At 50.3% G+C, this 18,489-nt stretch carries 15 protein-coding genes and 1 pseudogene; all 16 read left to right on the top strand.

Annotated features, from left to right (window positions below; all coding sequences use genetic code 11):
* Positions 1–415: pseudogene (locus L696_RS0106610) on the top strand (cytochrome c biogenesis protein CcsA); the annotation flags it as partial.
* 8 nt (positions 416–423) lie between these two features.
* Entirely contained in the window at positions 424–1,071 is a 648-nt protein-coding gene (locus L696_RS0106605) for a precorrin-2 dehydrogenase/sirohydrochlorin ferrochelatase family protein (protein ID WP_025682945.1), read from the top strand.
* 1 nt (position 1,072) lies between these two features.
* Complete coding sequence (gene hemC / locus L696_RS0106600; protein WP_025682944.1) at positions 1,073–1,999, top strand: hydroxymethylbilane synthase; 927 nt, start codon at positions 1,073–1,075, stop codon at positions 1,997–1,999.
* A gap of 4 nt (positions 2,000–2,003) precedes the next feature.
* A complete protein-coding gene (gene cobA, locus L696_RS0106595) occupies positions 2,004–3,557 on the top strand; it encodes a uroporphyrinogen-III C-methyltransferase (RefSeq protein ID WP_025682943.1) in 1,554 nt (517 codons plus the stop codon).
* Positions 3,558–3,602: 45 nt separating this feature from the next.
* On the top strand, positions 3,603–4,601 hold the full coding sequence (gene hemB, locus L696_RS0106590) for a porphobilinogen synthase (protein ID WP_025682942.1): 999 nt from the start codon (positions 3,603–3,605) through the stop codon (positions 4,599–4,601).
* Between the two features lie 30 nt (positions 4,602–4,631).
* Complete coding sequence (gene hemL / locus L696_RS0106585; protein WP_025682941.1) at positions 4,632–5,936, top strand: glutamate-1-semialdehyde 2,1-aminomutase; 1,305 nt, start codon at positions 4,632–4,634, stop codon at positions 5,934–5,936.
* A complete protein-coding gene (locus L696_RS0106580) occupies positions 5,933–6,844 on the top strand; it encodes an RluA family pseudouridine synthase (RefSeq protein ID WP_025682939.1) in 912 nt (303 codons plus the stop codon). The genes hemL and L696_RS0106580 overlap by 4 nt, the downstream gene beginning before the upstream one ends.
* A gap of 124 nt (positions 6,845–6,968) precedes the next feature.
* Positions 6,969–8,291, top strand: a complete 1,323-nt coding sequence (locus L696_RS0106575; protein ID WP_025682938.1) for a LysM peptidoglycan-binding domain-containing protein — start codon at positions 6,969–6,971, stop codon at positions 8,289–8,291.
* 408 nt (positions 8,292–8,699) lie between these two features.
* Positions 8,700–11,366 (top strand): valine--tRNA ligase, encoded by a 2,667-nt coding sequence (locus L696_RS0106570; RefSeq protein WP_025682937.1) that lies wholly within the window; start codon positions 8,700–8,702, stop codon positions 11,364–11,366.
* Between the two features lie 36 nt (positions 11,367–11,402).
* On the top strand, positions 11,403–12,779 hold the full coding sequence (locus L696_RS0106565; protein WP_025682936.1) for a bifunctional folylpolyglutamate synthase/dihydrofolate synthase: 1,377 nt from the start codon (positions 11,403–11,405) through the stop codon (positions 12,777–12,779).
* 6 nt (positions 12,780–12,785) lie between these two features.
* Positions 12,786–14,165, top strand: coding sequence for a UDP-N-acetylmuramate--L-alanine ligase (gene murC / locus L696_RS0106560; RefSeq protein WP_025682935.1), 1,380 nt, complete (start codon positions 12,786–12,788; stop codon positions 14,163–14,165).
* Between the two features lie 167 nt (positions 14,166–14,332).
* Positions 14,333–15,601: an SPOR domain-containing protein gene (locus L696_RS0106555; protein WP_025682934.1), complete on the top strand. Its 1,269-nt coding sequence runs from the start codon at positions 14,333–14,335 to the stop codon at positions 15,599–15,601.
* 121 nt (positions 15,602–15,722) lie between these two features.
* The gene (locus tag L696_RS0106550) at positions 15,723–15,965 is read left to right on the top strand and encodes a DUF4321 domain-containing protein (RefSeq protein ID WP_025682933.1); all 243 of its coding nucleotides are present in this window, start codon (positions 15,723–15,725) and stop codon (positions 15,963–15,965) included.
* Between the two features lie 22 nt (positions 15,966–15,987).
* Positions 15,988–16,596 (top strand): Maf family protein, encoded by a 609-nt coding sequence (locus tag L696_RS0106545; protein ID WP_025682932.1) that lies wholly within the window; start codon positions 15,988–15,990, stop codon positions 16,594–16,596.
* A 13-nt stretch (positions 16,597–16,609) separates the two neighbouring features.
* Positions 16,610–17,302 carry a RadC family protein gene (gene radC, locus L696_RS0106540; protein ID WP_025682931.1) on the top strand — a complete coding sequence of 231 codons (693 nt, stop codon included), beginning with the start codon at positions 16,610–16,612 and terminating at the stop codon, positions 17,300–17,302.
* A gap of 106 nt (positions 17,303–17,408) precedes the next feature.
* A complete protein-coding gene (locus tag L696_RS0106535) occupies positions 17,409–18,443 on the top strand; it encodes a rod shape-determining protein (protein WP_025682930.1) in 1,035 nt (344 codons plus the stop codon).
* The last annotated feature ends 46 nt before the right edge of the window (positions 18,444–18,489 follow it).

The following is an 18,489-nucleotide window of genomic DNA, read 5'->3' as shown; positions in this document are numbered from 1 at the left end:
TTTTGTTTTTTTAGCCATGACGGTAGCGGCTGTATTTTCGGGGCTCTATCTGTTTTTGCATCGTAAATTGAAAGTCAAGAAATGGAATGATACGATCCGGCGTCTGCCGAGTCTGGAAATGATGGATCGGTATACCCATATGGCGCTGTTGATTGGTACTCCTTTGCTTGGGGTCTCCATTGTAGTTGCCGTCATCTCTATTATTGCTGAAGAACGCTGGCGTCTGCTACTGGATACGAAAGTATTGATGACAGCGATAGCCCTGTGCGTGTATATTGTATTTTTAGTGAGCAAAAGATTCAATCAGAAGTCGGGCCTTGTGATGGCGAAGTGGGCATTGGTGGGCTACACGCTATTAATTCTTAATTTTTTGCTGAATTCCTGGTCTGTATTTCATCAGTGGACGGGAGAGTGAAAAGCCTTTTGCAGCATTTTGTCCCAATATCGTTGAATTGTAAGAATAAGATCTGTTGTGTTGTAGGCGGTGGTAGGATTGCGGAACGCAAGGTAAAGGGGATGATGGAAAGCGGGGCGTTCATTACCGTCATCAGTCCAAATATAACGCCGGATTTACTGGTTCTGGCCGATCACAAACAGCTCCACTGGGTAAATCGCGTATATCGCGAGGGTGACCTCCAGGGAGCCTTTCTTGTATATGCGGCGACGAACCGGAGAGAAGTGAATAATGCGGTTGCGCATGAGGCCAGACAAAGGGGTATACTGGTAAATGTGACGGATCGATCGGAAGAGGCTGACTTTATAACGCCGGGTATCATTCGGCGGGGGAGACTGACGATTAGTATTTCCACAGAAGGGGCAGGTCCCGCTGTGACCGCTGATATTACATCAACTTTGGATACGTTGTTCGGTAGCGAATACGAGCCATATCTGGATTTCATGCACGATATGCGACAGATCATCAAACGTACTGTAAGTTCCCCACAGCAAAGAACCAAACTACTGAGGCGCTTGGCGAGTAGCGGTATTTTGGATCAAATACGACGTCATGAATTTATTGCTTGGACCGAAAAAGAAATAGACCTATGGATTGCGCAAAATCAGGAGGAATAACATGCGAACAATTGTGGTAGGCAGCAGACAGAGCGCGCTGGCGCTAACTCAGACCGGGCATGTCATTGAGGATTTGAACGTGCTGTGCGCGGAGCATGGGCTGGATATGCAGTTTGTCGTGAAGAAAATTCTGACCAAGGGTGATCGAATATTGGATGTCACCTTGTCCAAAGTGGGTGGCAAAGGGCTGTTTGTCAAAGAGATTGAACAGGCCATGCTGGCTGGTGAGATTGATATGGCAGTACATAGTATGAAGGATATGCCGTCCGAATTGCCGGAAGGGCTTGTCAACGGCGCTGTACCGCGCCGTGAGGACCCACGCGATTGCCTCGTTACATTGGGCGCCAAGAGCTTGGAGGATTTGCCTCAAGGGGCAAAAGTGGGTACGAGCAGCCTGCGCCGGGCCAGTCAAATCAAGTCCATGCGACCTGATCTACAATTGGAGCCTGTGCGTGGTAATATTGATTCCCGTCTGAAAAAGCTGGAGACTGAAGGTTTTGACGCCATCATTTTGGCGGCTGCAGGCTTGCACCGGATGGGCTGGAAAGACCGAATTACGTCCTATATACCGGAGGAAGACTGCTTGCCGGCAGTTGGGCAGGGAGCGCTCGGTATTGAATGTCGCGCCAATGATGAAGAGCTACTCGCATTGCTGCGCCTATACAACGACCGGGATACCTCGGATACAGTTGCGGCAGAACGAACCTTCCTTGGCGTGCTCAATGGGGGATGTCAGGTGCCAATCGGGGCCCACGCAGTCTGGGCTGGCCAAGAGATCCGCCTCACGGGCATGGTAGGAACGCCGGATGGCGAGGTTATTTTGAAGGAAACGCTCCAGGGAAATGATCCGCAAAAGCTGGGAGAAGTGGTGGCGGCCAGCTTGATCGCCAAAGGAGCGGAACAAATTCTGGCGCAGGTGAGGGGATGATGGAATGGCGGGAAAGGTTTATTTAGTAGGCGCAGGACCCGGAGACGCAAGACTGATTACGGTCAAGGGCTGGGAATGCATTCGACTGGGTGATGTGATTGTCTATGACAGACTGGCAAGCCCTCGCCTTTTGGGTTTGATGAAGCCAGGTGCTCAGAAAATATATGTCGGCAAGCTGCCGGATCGTCACACCATGAAGCAAGAGGAAATCAATCAGCTGCTGGTGGATCTGGCTCTGGAAGGAAAAACGGTCGTCCGGCTCAAAGGTGGGGACCCCACCATTTTTGGGAGGGTCGGCGAAGAAGCCGGACTGTTGCGCAAACACGGTATTTCCTATGAGATCGTACCCGGCATTACATCAGCGATCAGTGTACCTGCCTATGCGGGCATTCCGGTCACACACCGGGATATGGCCTCATCGCTGTCTATCATTACGGGGCATGAAAGTCCGGACAAACTCGACAAGAGTATTCATTGGGATAAAGTAACGAACGCAACGGGCACACTGATCTTTATGATGGGTGTGGCGAAGATCGGCTATATTAGTGAGCAATTGATGAAGCATGGCAAGCCGCCTGGCACCCCCGTTGCTTTGATCCGTTGGGGAACCCGTGCGGAGCAGGATACACTGGTGGGTACGCTGGAAGATATTGAGGCCAAGGTGAAAGCCGCGAATTTTCAGCCTCCCGCCGTCATCGTTGTCGGAGAAGTGGTGAATCAGCGTGAGCAGTTAAAATGGGCTGAGGATATGCCTTTGTTCGGCAAGCGGATTTTGGTTACACGTGCACGTGCACAGGCTAGCAGTCTGGTTCATCGGATTGAGGAGCTTGGCGGAGAGCCTTATGAATTTCCCGTCATCCAGACGGTTGTCCCTACGGACGAGCCAACGAAACGACAAATTACTGAGGCGTTTGCACGATTGCCTGAATACGACTGGGTGTTTTTTACCAGCGTTAACGGAGTGGAATACTTTTTCACTCATCTGAAGGAACAAGGCAAGGATGTTCGTTCGCTATTTAAGGCGCGTATTGCCGCAGTCGGACCGGCTACAGCGGCGGCACTTCGCACGCACGGAATTGAAGCGGAGCAGATCGAAGGCCCTTTTCAGGCAGAGGGCTTACTCGAAGCGTTTGAGCAGGATTTGCAGGCAGGTCAGAATGTATTTCTGCCAAAAGGAGATCTTGCCCGGTCCTGGCTGCCGGAGAAGCTGAGAGAGCTGGGACTTGAGGTGACTGAGGCCGATTTGTATCGAACCGTGCTGGCGGCAAACGCACAGGATGATGAACTGCTCAAGCTGCTTGAGGAACGTTCCATCCATGCGATTACTTTTACCAGTTCCTCAACGGTCACCTTTTTTCTGGAAGCACTCAGGCAGATGGGAGTCGAAGATCCGCTGTCGCTGCTGGAGGGAGTGACGATCGCTGTGATTGGCCCTCTCACTGGAGAAACAGCGACCCAGGCGGGCCTGACCGTCAGTTTCATGGCAGAAAAGGCAACCATCGAAAGTCTGATCCAATCGCTATGTGACTGGAAACAATCGAATGCTGTGACATCATAATTTTATTTTACTAAATGAATGTATAAAAACTGGAGGTTTGCAATCATGCGTGTTCCTTTTACCAGACATCGCCGTTTGCGTCAATCTGCTGCCATCCGTAGCATGGTGCGTGAGACGGTATTGAATCCGGCTGATTTTATCCAGCCGATCTACGTAACATTCGGTACAGGAGTGAAGCAGGAAATTAGCTCCATGCCCGGTGTGTACCGCTTTTCTCTGGATCAACTGGAAGAAGAACTGAAAGAAATTAGTGAGCTTGGCATTCCTGCCGTGCTCCTGTTTGGCATACCGGAGACGAAGGATAGCTTGGGGACTTCGGCTTTTGTGGACGATGGTATTGTTCAGGAAGCTACACGTCTGATCAAGTCGCGTTATCCCGAGCTGCTGGTTGTGGCTGACACTTGTTTGTGCGAGTTTACGGATCATGGGCACTGCGGCATGGTTCACATGCATGAGCATGATGGCGAGGTATGTGGTGAAGTGCTGAATGACGAATCGCTGGAGGTGCTGGTACGTACAGCCGTTTCTCAAGCGAGAGCGGGCGCTGATATTATCGCGCCATCCAATATGATGGACGGTTTTGTGCAGGCGATTCGACGAGGGCTGGATGAGGAAGGCTTTTCACATATTCCGATTATGTCGTATTCCGTCAAATATGCGTCTGCTTTTTATGGCCCTTTCCGGGAAGCGGCAGATTCTGCACCGCAATTCGGTGACCGCAAATCCTATCAGATGGACCCTGCTAATGCACGTGAAGCATTGCGAGAAGCAGAATCCGACGTGATGGAAGGTGCGGATATGCTGATGGTGAAGCCCTCTCTTTCTTACCTAGACGTGATGCGCACGATTAAGGATCAATTTGATCTGCCTATGGTGGCTTACAACGTCAGCGGTGAGTATGCCATGGTCAAGGCGGCAGCTCTTCAAGGCTGGATTGATGAAAAAGCGATGGTGCTGGAGATTTTGACGAGTATGAAACGTGCGGGTGCAGACATGATTATTACCTATTCCGCCAAGGATGCAGCGAGATGGTTGAAGCAATAAGCGATTTTTCAGAAGACAGGAGTGATCAAAATGATCAACGAACAACGAAAAGTGCGCGAAGATGCGCGCTCCAAAGTAGCCTTTGATGAGGCAAAGCAATATATTCCGGGTGGCGTGAACAGTCCGGTCCGGGCTTTTAAATCCGTCGGCATTACGCCCGTTTATATCGACCGTGGAGAAGGATCGCGGGTATATGATATCGACGGTCAATCCTATATTGACTATGTTTGTTCATGGGGACCGCTCATTATGGGACATGCACATCCTGAGGTCGTCAAGGCTCTACAGGCTGCAGTTATCAAAGGAACCAGCTTCGGAGCGCCAACGTTGGCGGAAACCGAAATGGCGAAGCTCGTTTGTGAGCGTGTTCCTTCCGTGGATATCGTTCGTATGGTCAACTCGGGAACCGAGGCGACGATGAGCGCGATCCGACTTGCACGCGGATTTACGAGCCGCAGCAAAATCCTTAAATTTGAAGGCTCTTATCATGGTCATGCGGACAGCTTACTGATTAAAGCAGGCTCTGGTGTGGCAACACTGGGTCTGCCCGATAGTCCGGGTGTACCCGAGGTCGTGGCCACACATACGATCACCGTTCCTTATAATGATTTGGCTTCTGTGAAACTGGCCTTTGAAAAATTCGGCGAGGAAATTGCCGCCATTATTGTCGAGCCAGTCGCTGGAAATATGGGAGTTGTACCGCCACAGCCTGGATTTTTGGAAGGTTTGCGTGAGGTAACCCGGGAGTATGGAAGCCTGCTGATTTTTGATGAAGTCATGACCGGATTTCGGGTAGGACTTCATTCAGCTCAAGGTCGTTTTGGTGTAACCCCGGATCTCACATGCCTGGGTAAAGTCATTGGCGGAGGTCTGCCTGTAGGTGCCTATGGCGGACGTCGCGATATTATGGAACAGATTGCACCTTCTGGTCCGATCTATCAGGCGGGTACGCTTAGCGGAAATCCGCTGGCTATGGCAGCAGGCTATTCGACGCTTAAATTGCTGACGCCAGAAGTATATGATCGACTGGAAGAACGGGCAGCACGGCTTCAGGCCGGATTTGAACGTAATGCACGTGAGCTGGGCATACCTGTCACGATCAACCGTGTAGGCTCCATGGTTTGTCCATTTTTCACGGAAGAGAAGGTTGTCAATTTTGATACAGCTAAAGCAAGTAATCAGGACCACTTTCGTCGTTACTTTACCGAATTGGTGAACGAGGGAGTCTGTGTGGCGCCATCCCAATTCGAGGGCATGTTTGTATCGGGTGTGCATACGGTGGAAGATATTGATGCTACCATTGAAGCGAACTATCGCGCGCTCAAACGTCTATGAGCTGGCAAGGCGGCTGGAAAAGACGGGGACCGTGGCTGGAAGTCACACCGGGACGGGAAATCACAGAGGGTGAACATCGCACTGATGCTGTAGATCACTGGTTGCTGAACCGTTTGGAGCTACCGGATAAGCTGTGGCGCAGACTGCGACACGAAAAGCAGATTGAACTTGCGGGTGACCGGTTGCGGCTGGCCCTTTTTCCCGTTGCGGACCTTGGCGTGACCCCTCGCTGGTACGATTTGAAGGTGTTGTATGAGGATGATTTTTGCCTGGTCGTACACAAACCGGCGGGTATGGCGGTACACCCGGACGGAGCTGTAAAAGAGGGTCCACTGACGTTGGATCATGCGGTCGCATCGTATTATGAGATGAATGGCATCCATGCGGCAGTACGGCATGTGCATCGTCTGGATACGGATACGACAGGCCCGGTGCTGTATGCCAAAAATGAATTCGCGTTGCTCAAGCTGGACGAACAGATGCGGGCCAAGGATATCGGTCGCCGTTATGTGGCTTTGGTACGGGGTGAAGTCCCTTCATCACTGCGGACGCTGGATTGGCCGATAGGCAAGGACAGGCATCACAAGCAGCGTCGCCGTGTTTCTCCGACCGGACAGAGCGCGGTTACCCATGTGGAACTTGGTGAAGTGTGGGGGAGTGGTCGAAAGGCGGTTAGCCTCGTATATTTAACACTGGAAACAGGCCGAACGCATCAGATTCGCGTTCATCTTAGCCATGCGGGCTATCCGTTATTGGGGGATGTATTATACGGGGGACGGGCTGCTGATTTTGGCAGGCAGGCGCTGCACGGAGAGCGTCTTACCTTCCGTCATCCGCTGAGCGGTGAAACGATTACTGTGGAAGATGCTTGGCCGGATGATTTTCAAAAGCTGCATAAACAGCTATAAAAGATGGCATGCCTTCTATTTTGGCGCATATACTTGAACCTAGAAACGGTTTGCAATATGGAGTTTCCGTGCGCCTGACAGGAGTCAGAGGTGTGCGGAGGCTGCCCAAAGGAGGATGCCATCCTTGAACAAACAACAGAATGATCAGCCGCAAGGCTTGCGTTTTGATATTTATGAACGCATTCATTTGACGGAGGAAGCTGCCGGGATTGCTGAGTTGGAGGAAATTGAGCTTCTGCCACGCATTCAGGTTGTAGCCCACGGCGACCATGCCGCTTTGCGAGGGCATTTGCTGCTGGAGGGCGTGTACCGCACACCTGAACAGGTAACGAGCGAGCTTCATCATTTGATCCCTGTGGAAATTACGATTCCACTGAATCGGGTAGGAAGATTGGAAGACATCTCTGTTGAGATTGAGAATTTTGATGTGGACCTGCTGTCATTACGTAGTCTGAATATTACTGGTGTTCTCTCCCTGCACGGGGTGGAAAGCTCCCATGCGGAGGAGACAGCGGTTTGGCTGGATGAGGAATTTACGGTGGTGCACGCACCTGAACATCCCGCTCAACCCTTTTCCACGAATGGAGAGCAGCGTCAGGAAGAAACTTATGCCACTCAGGATACTGTATCCGATCACACGACGGAGTCTGAATCTTCATACAGGGTGCCAGCTCAGCAGGAGTACGCTTCCTGGGAACAGCCGTCACAGGAGTATGGGGAACAGAAGTCATCATCGGAACAGCAAGGTTATGAGCCTGCTGTAGACCCGCACCGGATCTATGATCCTTGGGCGGATAAAGCTGTTGAAGATAGCACTTCAGAGGTAAAGCATGAGCATGAGACACCGGAAGTATGGGGATTTCAGCAAGAGGAAGCATGGACGGGAAGTGACCCGAAAATATCCTCCACCGCTCCCGATGTGGTCTATGATCCTTTGCTGGCTGAACCGCATCATGCTACGGAGTCAGAGATCTATCTGGAGCCGCAGCTTGAAGCAGGTCAGGTGAATGATTTTAGACCTGAGACATTAGAGCAGGTGGACGGTGCGTTCCATGATACTGTTGCCGACGATAAGCCGGAGATGCGCGTGGCGTTGAACAGCAAAAAGGACGAAAAAGCAGACGAGCCGGACCCGGTGGTCTACTCATCTTTGCTCCAATCCAGTCGTTCGGTGAAGGAAGCGGAATACCAGCAGCAACTGGAGCAAGAACCGCAGGGCCAGGCGCAGGAGGCCGAAGAAGAGCGTGAGGATGCCAAGTGGAAAAACCTTTTTTTCCATACACAGAATGAAACGTCTTTCCGCAAGGTTCGATTATGCATCGTTCAGCGTGAAGATACACTGGAAACGATCGCTGATCGCTATCAACTCAGCACACGGGAGCTTCAACTGTATAACAGGCTGGCAGAGCATCATGTAGAAGAAGGGCAGGTATTGTACATCCCTTAATCCGGTCATTGGAAAATGAGCAACGGGTGTTGACTATAGTCAATGGGAAATGTATGATGTGGTATAGCTATTGAAAGACTGAGATCGGGAAGAGTAGGCAGCAAGCCCTTCAGAGAGTGGAATTGCAGCGCTGTGAGGTTCCGCAGGAAGCTACTGGCCGAAGTCACCCGGGAGTCGTCTGTTCGAACGGTCCCTCATTTAATCCCAACGGAAGGTACGAGGTTCACGGTAGAATAAGGCCGGTCCGCAGCCGTTATCTGCATAAGTGTCACACCATGTGTAATGGATCAGTGGATACATACACTAGGGGTGAAACAAAGGTGGTACCGCGAGAGAACAGCCTTTCGTCCTTTGAGGATGAAGGGCTTTTTATATTTGCCAATTGAAAAATCATGGAGGTATCCTGATATGTCAGAACAAGACAACAAGACAACCTTGGAAATGCCGACAACGTACGATCCAAAATCAACAGAGAAAAAATGGTACAAAACGTGGATGGAGAAGGGGTATTTCCGCGCTGGGCGACTTCCAGAGGCAGAGCCTTTTACAATCGTTATTCCACCGCCGAATGTTACAGGCATGCTGCACATTGGACATGCTCTTGATTTTACTTTGCAGGACATTATTATCCGCACCAAGCGGATGCAGGGCTATGACGCATTGTGGCTGCCAGGAGCAGACCATGCGGGCATTGCCACCCAGACGAAGGTAGAGCAGAAGCTGCGTGAGGAAGGCTTGACGCGCTACGATCTGGGACGTGAGAAATTTTTGGAGAAGGTTTGGGAATGGAAGGATCTATACCTGGACAACATTCACAATCAATGGGAAAAAATGGGCTTCTCCCTCGATTATTCGCGTGAGCGTTTTACGCTGGATGACGGGCTGTCTCAAGCCGTTCGTGAAGTATTCGTCAAGTTGTACAAGAAGGGTCTGATTTATCGCGGTAAACGCATCATTAACTGGGATCCTGCTGCACGTACGGCTTTGTCAGATATTGAAGTGGAATACAAAGAGGTAAACGGAAATCTGTATCACCTGCAATATCCGCTTCAAGATGGCAGCGGGTTTATCACTGTAGCCACCACGCGTCCTGAAACCATGCTGGGCGATACAGCGGTAGCCGTACATCCTGAGGATGAACGTTACAAGCATATGATCGGCAAAACACTCGTACTTCCGATTATCGGACGGGAAATTCCGGTTATTGCGGACGACTACGTAGAAAAAGACTTCGGTAGCGGTGCGGTTAAAATTACACCTGCTCATGATCCAAATGACTTTGAAATGGGCCAACGTCACCAGTTGCCACAGATTATTGTTATGGACGAAACAGGTACGATGAACGCCGAAGCAGGCAAATATCAGGGCCTTGACCGCAGTGATTGCCGCAAGCAAATCGTCGCTGATCTGAAAGAGCAGGGCGTGCTGATCCGTATCGAGGAGCATGTGCATCAGGTGGGCCACAGCGAACGTACAGGGGCGGTTGTAGAGCCTTATCTGTCTACGCAATGGTTCGTGGAAATGAAGCCTCTGGCAGCCAAAGCGATTGAAGTGCAGAAGGCTGGCAATGGCGTAAACTTTGTCCCGGATCGCTTTGAGCGTACTTATCTGCACTGGATTGAAAATGTGCGGGACTGGTGTATTTCCCGTCAATTGTGGTGGGGACATCGTATTCCTGCCTGGTACGATGAAGAAACCGGAGAAGTTATTGTATCGGCGGAGGACCCTACAACCTTGCCTGAATATGCTGGCAGAAAGCTGAAACAGGATGAGGACGTGCTGGATACATGGTTCAGCTCTGGCTTGTGGCCGTTTTCGACACTGGGCTGGCCTGAGCAGACTGAGGATCTCAAACGCTACTACCCGACCAATGTCTTGGTTACAGGCTATGACATTATTTATTTCTGGGTGTCGCGGATGATTTTTACAGCCCTGGAGTTCACAGAGGAAATTCCGTTCAAGGATGTGCTGATGCACGGACTGGTTCGTGATGCGGATGGAAAGAAAATGTCCAAATCCCTCGGAAATGGTGTAGATCCGCTCGACGTAATCGACAAATACGGTACGGACGCCATGCGTTACATGGTTTCTACAGGCAGCACGCCTGGACAGGACCTTCGTTTCCGTTGGGAACGGGTAGAGCAGGCACGTAACTTCGCCAATAAAATCTGGAATGCGTCACGCTTTGCGCTGATGAATCTGGAAGGGGTTACTGCGGCGGATATCGACATTACTGGTGATTTGAGCACAGTTGACCGCTGGATCCTGCATCGTTTGAACGAAACTTCACGCGATATCACGCGTCTAATAGATGCTTATGAATTTGGCGAGACAGGCCGCCTTCTGTATAACTTTATTTGGGATGACTTGTGCGACTGGTACATCGAGTTTGCGAAGCTTTCCCTGTATGGCGAAAACGCAGAGGCGAAAAAGAAAACACAGTCCGTACTGGCGTATGTGCTGGACCGGACACTGCGCATGATTCATCCGTTCATGCCGTTTATCTCCGAGGAAATATGGCAGCATCTTCCGCATGAAGGCGAAACGATTACACTGGCCGCTTGGCCTGTCTATGATCCGGCTTTCGAGGACAAGGATGCGGTAGCTGAAATGAATTTGCTGATCGACGTGATTCGCGCTGTGCGGAATATCCGGGCTGAAGTGAACGTGCCGATGAGTAAAAAGATCGAATTGCTCGTAAAACCCGGCGATCAAGCCGTTCTCGATATCATTAGCCGCAATGGGGAATATGTACGTCGATTCTGTAATACGTCTGAATTTGACGCGGGATTGGAGCTATCTGTTCCAGATAAAGCCATGACTTCTGTAGTCAGCGGAGCAGAGCTGTACCTGCCGTTAGCCGGGCTGCTTGATATTGCCCAGGAAATTAGCAGACTCGAAAAAGAGCTTCAGCATTTGAACAGTGAAGTGGAGCGCGTGGAGAAAAAGCTGTCCAACCAAGGCTTCGTGGCGAAGGCACCAGCCAAAGTCATCGAGGAAGAGAAGGCCAAGCAAGCCGATTATTCGGATAAGCGCGCCAAAGTTATCGCACGGATTGAAGAACTCAAGGGATAATTCCACTAACTATAAAATGACCTGAAGGTGAAGAGGATGTCAGATACGATCAGGGGCGGGGGAGCGGCTCCTTTACAAAGCTATGATGAAGCAGTGGAATGGATTAACGGTCTGATTCCGTTCGGAATCAGACCCGGACTGGAACGGATTGAGCAGTTAATGAACATGTTGGGTGATCCGCAACGGCATCTTAAATTTGTGCATATTGCGGGAACCAACGGCAAGGGCTCGACCTGTGCTTTCTTGAGCTCTGTCCTGCTGAAATGCGGTTATGATGTGGGAACCTTTACGTCTCCGTATATCACCCGGTTTACGAACCGATTTCAATTCAACGGGACAGATATTCCCGATGATACACTGGTCTTGCTTGCCAATCGTTTGTATCCGTTGGTCAAGGAAATCGCGGCCAGTGATTTGGGATCACCCACGATGTTCGAGGTATCGACAGCGTTGGCTATTTTATATTATGCAACGGTGGCTTTTCCAGATGTTGTGGTATGGGAGACGGGCCTCGGGGGAAGGATGGATGTAACTAATATCGTGAGCCCTATCGTCTCGGTCATTACGAATGTAGGCTATGACCATACGGATATTTTAGGGGATACACTCGAACAGATCGCAGGCGAAAAGGCTGGAATTATCAAGCCAGGCGTACCTGTTGTTAGCTGTGTATCTCAGCCAGAGGCTATTCAGGTTATACGGGAAACGGCGGCAAAGCAGGGAGCTACCTTGTATCTGGCAGGAGAACAGTTTACGTATGAACGGCTGAATGGGGACGAAACAGGACAGACTTTTTCGTTTGCGGGACCCTTCCGACACATGGAAATCGGCATCACGTTGTTAGGCGAGCATCAATGTGCTAATGCGGCAGGAGCTCTGATGACACTTGAGGTGCTTCGTCAGTATATGGCTTTTGTGCTGGATGACGCTGAACTACTGGAGGGCTTTAGAGTAGCGGCCTGGGCAGGTCGTCTGGAACAGGTCAGCAGTTCGCCGCGAATTGTTATTGACGGTGCTCATAATCCAGAAGGGGCGCAGACGCTGGCAAAGAGTCTTCCCCAACTGTATTCGTACCGAAAAATGGTTTTAATGATGGGTATGCTGTCAAACAAGCATCATGAAGCATACTTGCAGCATATACTGCCACTAGTGGATACGCTTATCCTGACCGAGCCCGATTTCCGCCGCAAAATGAATGCCGCTGAACTGGCTCATCTCGTGGAGAAGCTGCGGCCGTCCTATGCCAAAACGGATTTGAAAATTATTGTAGAAGGTGACTGGAAAAAGGCTCTTCGCTTGCTTCAGTCACATACGGAAGCGGAAGATCTGGGGGTGGTGTCCGGAACACTGTATCTCATTGCGGATGTACGGGCTACCCTTATGTATCAAACCGATTCGGAAAAAGGTTGGTGAAATTTGTTGATTACTTCGGAACATGTTCATTTTATCGGTATCGGCGGTTACGGGATGAGCGCGATTGCTCGGGTCATGCTGGAGATGGGATATACCGTGACAGGCTCAGATGTGGCATCACAGGAGCTAACAGAAAAACTGGCGGCGAAAGGCGCAAAAATATATCTCGGGCACACGCCTGAGCACGTTACAGGCGCGGACATCGTCGTTTATTCGACGGCACTGTCCCGTGACAATGTGGAGCGAGTGGCAGCAGAGGAATTGAATATTCCGACCCTGCATCGTTCCCAGATGCTCGCACGGTTGCTTAACGAGCGTAAGGGAGTGGCTGTTGCGGGAGCGCACGGGAAAACGACAACCTCCTCAATGATCGCGCTGGTTATGGAGAGATGTAATGTCGATCCAACATACATTATTGGCGGCGAAATCACGAATTTGGGGACGAATGCCAAAGCAGGCAAAAGCGAGTTTGTCGTTGCCGAGGCAGATGAGAGCGATGGCTCTTTTCTGCAATATCATCCTTGGCAAGGTATCGTGACCAACATTGAAGCCGACCATTTGGAAAATTATGATGGCGACTTTAATCGTCTGAAAAGTGCCTATGTGCAGTTCTTGAGTCAAATCCGGCCGGATGGCGCGGCTATCGTATGTGCTGATGATCAGAACGTACGGGAAATGCTGCCTCAGATTCAGACTCGAGTCATTACCTATGGAGTAGAGCATGAAGCAGATTATATTGCAACGGATATCCAGTTGGGTGACCGTCGATTAAGCTTTACCATGAACCGCAAAGGGACGGCGCTTGGAACCATCGAATTGTCTGTACCGGGTAAACATAATCTGTACAACGCTATGGCTAGTGTGATTTCTTGCTTGGAGGCAGGTATCCCATTTGAGCAAATTGCTGCGGCTATTGTGGAGTTTCACGGAGCAAAGCGTCGTTTTCAGGTGCTTGGCGAAAGCAATGACATTCTTGTTATTGATGATTATGCCCATCATCCAACAGAGATTGAGGCTACGATTAGTGCAGCTACAGTGACTGGCAAGCGTATTATTGCCGTGTTCCAGCCGCAACGCTACAGCCGTACTTTTTTCCTGCTGGATGCGTTTAGTCGTGCATTCAGCGAGGCGAATGAAGTCATTATTACCGATATTTATTCTCCGGCGGGAGAAAAACAAATTGAAGGTGTGCATTCTTCCAAGCTCGTGGATTTAATCGTCCAGAACAGCAACGCGAATGCCATTTATCTGCCAACCAAGGAAGCTGTTATCGACGAGTTGAAGGATCGCCTTCAGCCGGGTGATCTTGTGCTGACAATGGGCGCGGGAGATATCTGGAAAGTGGGCGACACACTGGCACGCCATCTGCGCGAACGGCAAGTCTAATAAGTATTTATAAGGCGTTATGCCTATGAAATACAACCATTCAAGGGTATCCCGAACACGAAACGTGTTCTCGGGATACCCTTTTTTGTAGTGCCCGGGGCATATTTTCACTTTCTGGCTCATACAACAGACTATGAGGAAGTATGGGACAAGGAGGGAGTGCATCCGTGAACAAGGCAAAGATGACATTCCGGTTCGATCAACAGACGCTGGAGGCAAGCCGTGAGGAAAGGCTACAGGTGCTTCCGTACAAAACCGGGCCGATAACTAGCCAGCAGCGTGAAACAAATAAAGAAGCGGAACGGTATGAAAGCGAGAAACAGCCTCAAGCTGCTAACCAGCATGAAAGAACGGTAAGAATTAGCGGCATGGGTGCTAACAGCGGGACTGAACGAATTTCAGAAATTAACGAGCCTCCGAGCGTGAATAGACCTGGTACGAGGCGACGTTTTGCTCCCGCCCCCATCGTGCAGGAAGGATGGGATGATCCGTTTGGGCGGTCAGCAGCTTCCTGGTCAGATACGGATTTTCTGCCAGATGGTACGGAAGAGGATGAAGAAGAAACTCATCGTTCCAGTCAAGAGTACCGAAAGCGCCCGCCCCATCCATCCAGATGGAAGCTGATTGGCTCGGTAGCCAGTGCGTTGATGACCGGGGGGATGTTTGGATATATCATGTTGCTGCTTTTTAACGGAGGTGGAGCTGTCCCGGGATCAGATCCGTCAACAGAGGAGGCTATTCCGGTCTTTAAAGAATCTGTTAGTACAGATACACCATTTGTAAAAGAGAATTCTGCTCCTGTCACAGTTGTATCGGCTCAGGTCCCTTCCCAAACCTATTACCTGCTGCAATATGGAGTATTCAGCACCCCTGAACGGGCCTTGCAAGCGAAGGAAGAGCTATTGAAGGCAGGCATTGCCGCTGGTGGGGATACAGAGGATCAGAACCGAGTCTATGCAGGGATATCGCCGGACAGGGAACAGGCCAAGCTGCTCAGCAATCAACTGAAAGCACAAGGAGTCGAGTTGTATGTCCGTGAGCTCCAATTACCTGGATTCGAAAAAGCAGCTTATGGGGGCGAAGGTGAAAAGCTCACTACCTTTTTTCAGCTAAGCAGCACATTGGTCGGCAAGCTGAGCGGGCTTTCCTCATCCTTGCTTGAAGCAGGCGGATCAGGTAAGGCGAATGGCGCCGAAATGAAGGAACTGAACGATCTGCATCAGCAGTGGACGCAAAATATCGCTGCGCTTCCCTCCGGTCTGCCGAAGGAAGCGGCTGCTTCCGCATCCACGCTGGAAAAGGCGATGAACAGCGCAGTTTCGGCCCTTGGAGAATATAACAAGAACACAGCCAAGGAGCACATTTGGGAAATTCAGTCTTCGATGATGGAATATGTTTTGCATGAGAAGGAATTTATACAATTCATAAAACAATAGATTCTCAATGTTTTCCGGCAAGGAACTGGAAATAGTTCCCCATGCCGGATTTCTGTTTGTATTGCGGTTGAAATCACCGTATAATAATGAAGGTGTCAAAAAATGGCGAGGGAAGATCAGGATGAAAAAAAATGTAGGAATGCTTATACTATTTTTGTTGCTCGGTTGGCTCTTGGGTGCATGGATTGCCAAAGCTCTTCAATCGATCAAATTCCTTTCCTTTCTGACCCACCCCACTACGATATCCTGGTCGCCGAGAGCGGATCTGGATATTATCAGGTACAACATAACGATAAATTTTGAATTGAGCCTGCTTAGTCTGATCGGCATCATCGCCGCGTTCTGGCTGTACCGCAGGCTCTAACTGATGAAAAGGAGCTTCCCTTATGGACGGGAAAATTACGCCCCGCATTATTCTGGCATCGACTTCACCGAGAAGGAAGGAATTGCTTTCATTTCTTAGACTGCCCTTTGACGTGATGCCGAGTCATGCGGATGAAAGCACGCCTGAGAGCTGGACGCCTCAGCAAATTGTGGAGGCCCTTGCGGTACGCAAAGCCGAAGCGGTCGTGAACATTGCCAGCCAGTCCGAAGAAGATGGATTGGTAATTGGCAGTGATACCATAGTCGTGCTGGATGGTTTGGTACTGGGTAAGCCTGCCGACCATGCGGACGCGGTTCGCATGCTGACAGCATTGCAGGGAAGAACCCACCGTGTATTCACCGGGGTGGCCTGCATACATACCGTAACCGGCAAAACGCTTGTCAGACATCGCCAAACGGAGGTTACGATGAAGCCTCTGAGCCATGAGCAAATTGTGGCATATGTGAATAAGGGTGAACCTTCTGACAAAGCGGGAGCGTACGGCATTCAGGGTTTGGGTGCTACGCTGGTGGAATCTATTCAGGGTTGTTATTTTAACGTCGTAGGATTGCCGCTTTCCCTGCTGTCGGACATGTTGTCCGAATTCGGAGTGAGCGTGTTGCAACCTTAAAGGGGATAAACATATGTTAGAGTCGCCAACACTGATGCTTCGCGACCTCCCTCATGAAGAACGACCAAGAGAGCGCATGATGACATATGGGGCGGATGCTTTGAGCAACGCGGAGTTGCTGGCAATATTACTGCGTACGGGAACACAAAATGAGTCATCGGTGCATTTAGCGCAGCGTATTTTGCAGCAGGCGGGGAACTTGCGCCAACTGGTGGATATGAGTCTGAGCGAATTGACCCAGATTAAAGGCATTGGCAATGCCAAGGCGATACAGCTCAAAGCGGGTATCGAACTTGGGCGACGGCTGGCATTGTCACGTCATTTGGAGACCCCGGTGATCAGTTGCCCGCGGGACGTGGCAGATCTGCTGTTTGAACAGCTTCGTTATTTGCAGAAGGAGCATTTTGTATGCCTGTTTCTCAATACTAAAAATCATGTTATTGCCCAGGAAACACTATCCATGGGCAGCCTGAATTCCGCCATCGTACATCCTCGTGAAGTATTTCGGGCAGCGATCAAATGCAGCAGTGCTTCGATCATTTGCGCTCATAACCATCCGAGCGGTGATCCGAAGCCAAGCCCGGAGGATGTCCAGTTGACCCGTCGCCTGATGGAAGCGGGCAACATCGTGGGCATCGACGTACTCGATCATATCGTGATTGGGGACGGAACCTTCGTAAGTTTGAAGGAACAAGGTCTGATATAATATACTATTTAAATCAAACATTTAAATCCGACTGGCTAGGCCGGCCTGAATAAACCGTTTATACATGGATAACAGATTTCAGGGAAGAGAAAAGGAGATTAACAACATGCTGGGTGGCTTTACAAAAGATTTAGGAATTGACTTGGGGACGGCAAACACGCTGGTATACGTAAGAGGAAAAGGGATTGTGGTTCGTGAACCTTCTGTAGTCGCATTACGTACAGATACAAAAACCATTGAAGCGGTTGGTGAATCTGCAAAAAAAATGATTGGTCGCACACCGGGGAATATCCGTGCGATCCGTCCGATGAAGGATGGCGTTATTGCGGATTTTGACACGACTGCAACGATGATCAAATATTTTATCCGTCAGGCGCAAGCCCCACGTTCTTTGTTTCCACGTCATCCGAACGTGATGGTTTGTGTGCCTTCAGGCATTACTGCGGTGGAGCAGCGTGCTGTTGAAGATGCAACGAAGCAAGCGGGCGCAAGAGAGGCTTACACTATTGAGGAGCCGTTTGCGGCTGCAATCGGCGCTGATCTTCCCGTATGGGAGCCAACGGGCAGCATGGTTGTCGATATCGGCGGAGGTACAACCGAGGTAGCGGTTATTTCTCTGGGCGGGATTGTGACGAGCCGTTCCGTGCGTGTGGCTGGGGATGAAATGGACGAGTCCATCATCCAATACGTGAAGCGTCAATACAATCTGATGATTGGTGAGCGGACTTCGGAACAGTTGAAAATGGAAGTCGGTTCTGCAATGCCGCTGGAACAAGTGGAGACGTCGGAAATTCGTGGACGTGATCTGGTAACAGGTTTGCCGAAGACGATTACGATTACGTCAGATGAAATCAGTGAAGCCTTGTCCGATACAGTGAATGCAATTGTGGAAGCAGTCAAAGTGACACTGGAAAAATGTCCTCCCGAGCTGGCGGCAGACATTATGGACAGAGGTATTGTATTGACTGGTGGCGGAGCACTTTTGCGCAACTTGGACAAGTTGTTGGCGGCTGAAACCGGGATGCCGGTTATCGTAGCGGAAAATCCTCTGGATTGCGTGGCAATCGGTACAGGCAGAGCGCTGGAAAATATCCATTTGTTCAAATCGCGCAGCAGTTCTGCCGTCCGTTCCAAACGTTGAATCGGGGGTGTAGGAACTGTTTAAGCTGTTTGGCAATAAAAGACTA

Origin of the sequence: Paenibacillus maysiensis (assembly GCF_000520815.1) — a bacterium.
Classification (GTDB): Bacteria; Bacillota; Bacilli; order Paenibacillales; family Paenibacillaceae; genus Paenibacillus; species Paenibacillus maysiensis.
Note: the sequence above shows the minus strand (reverse complement) of the source record. Positions and strands in the feature narration are given on the sequence as shown.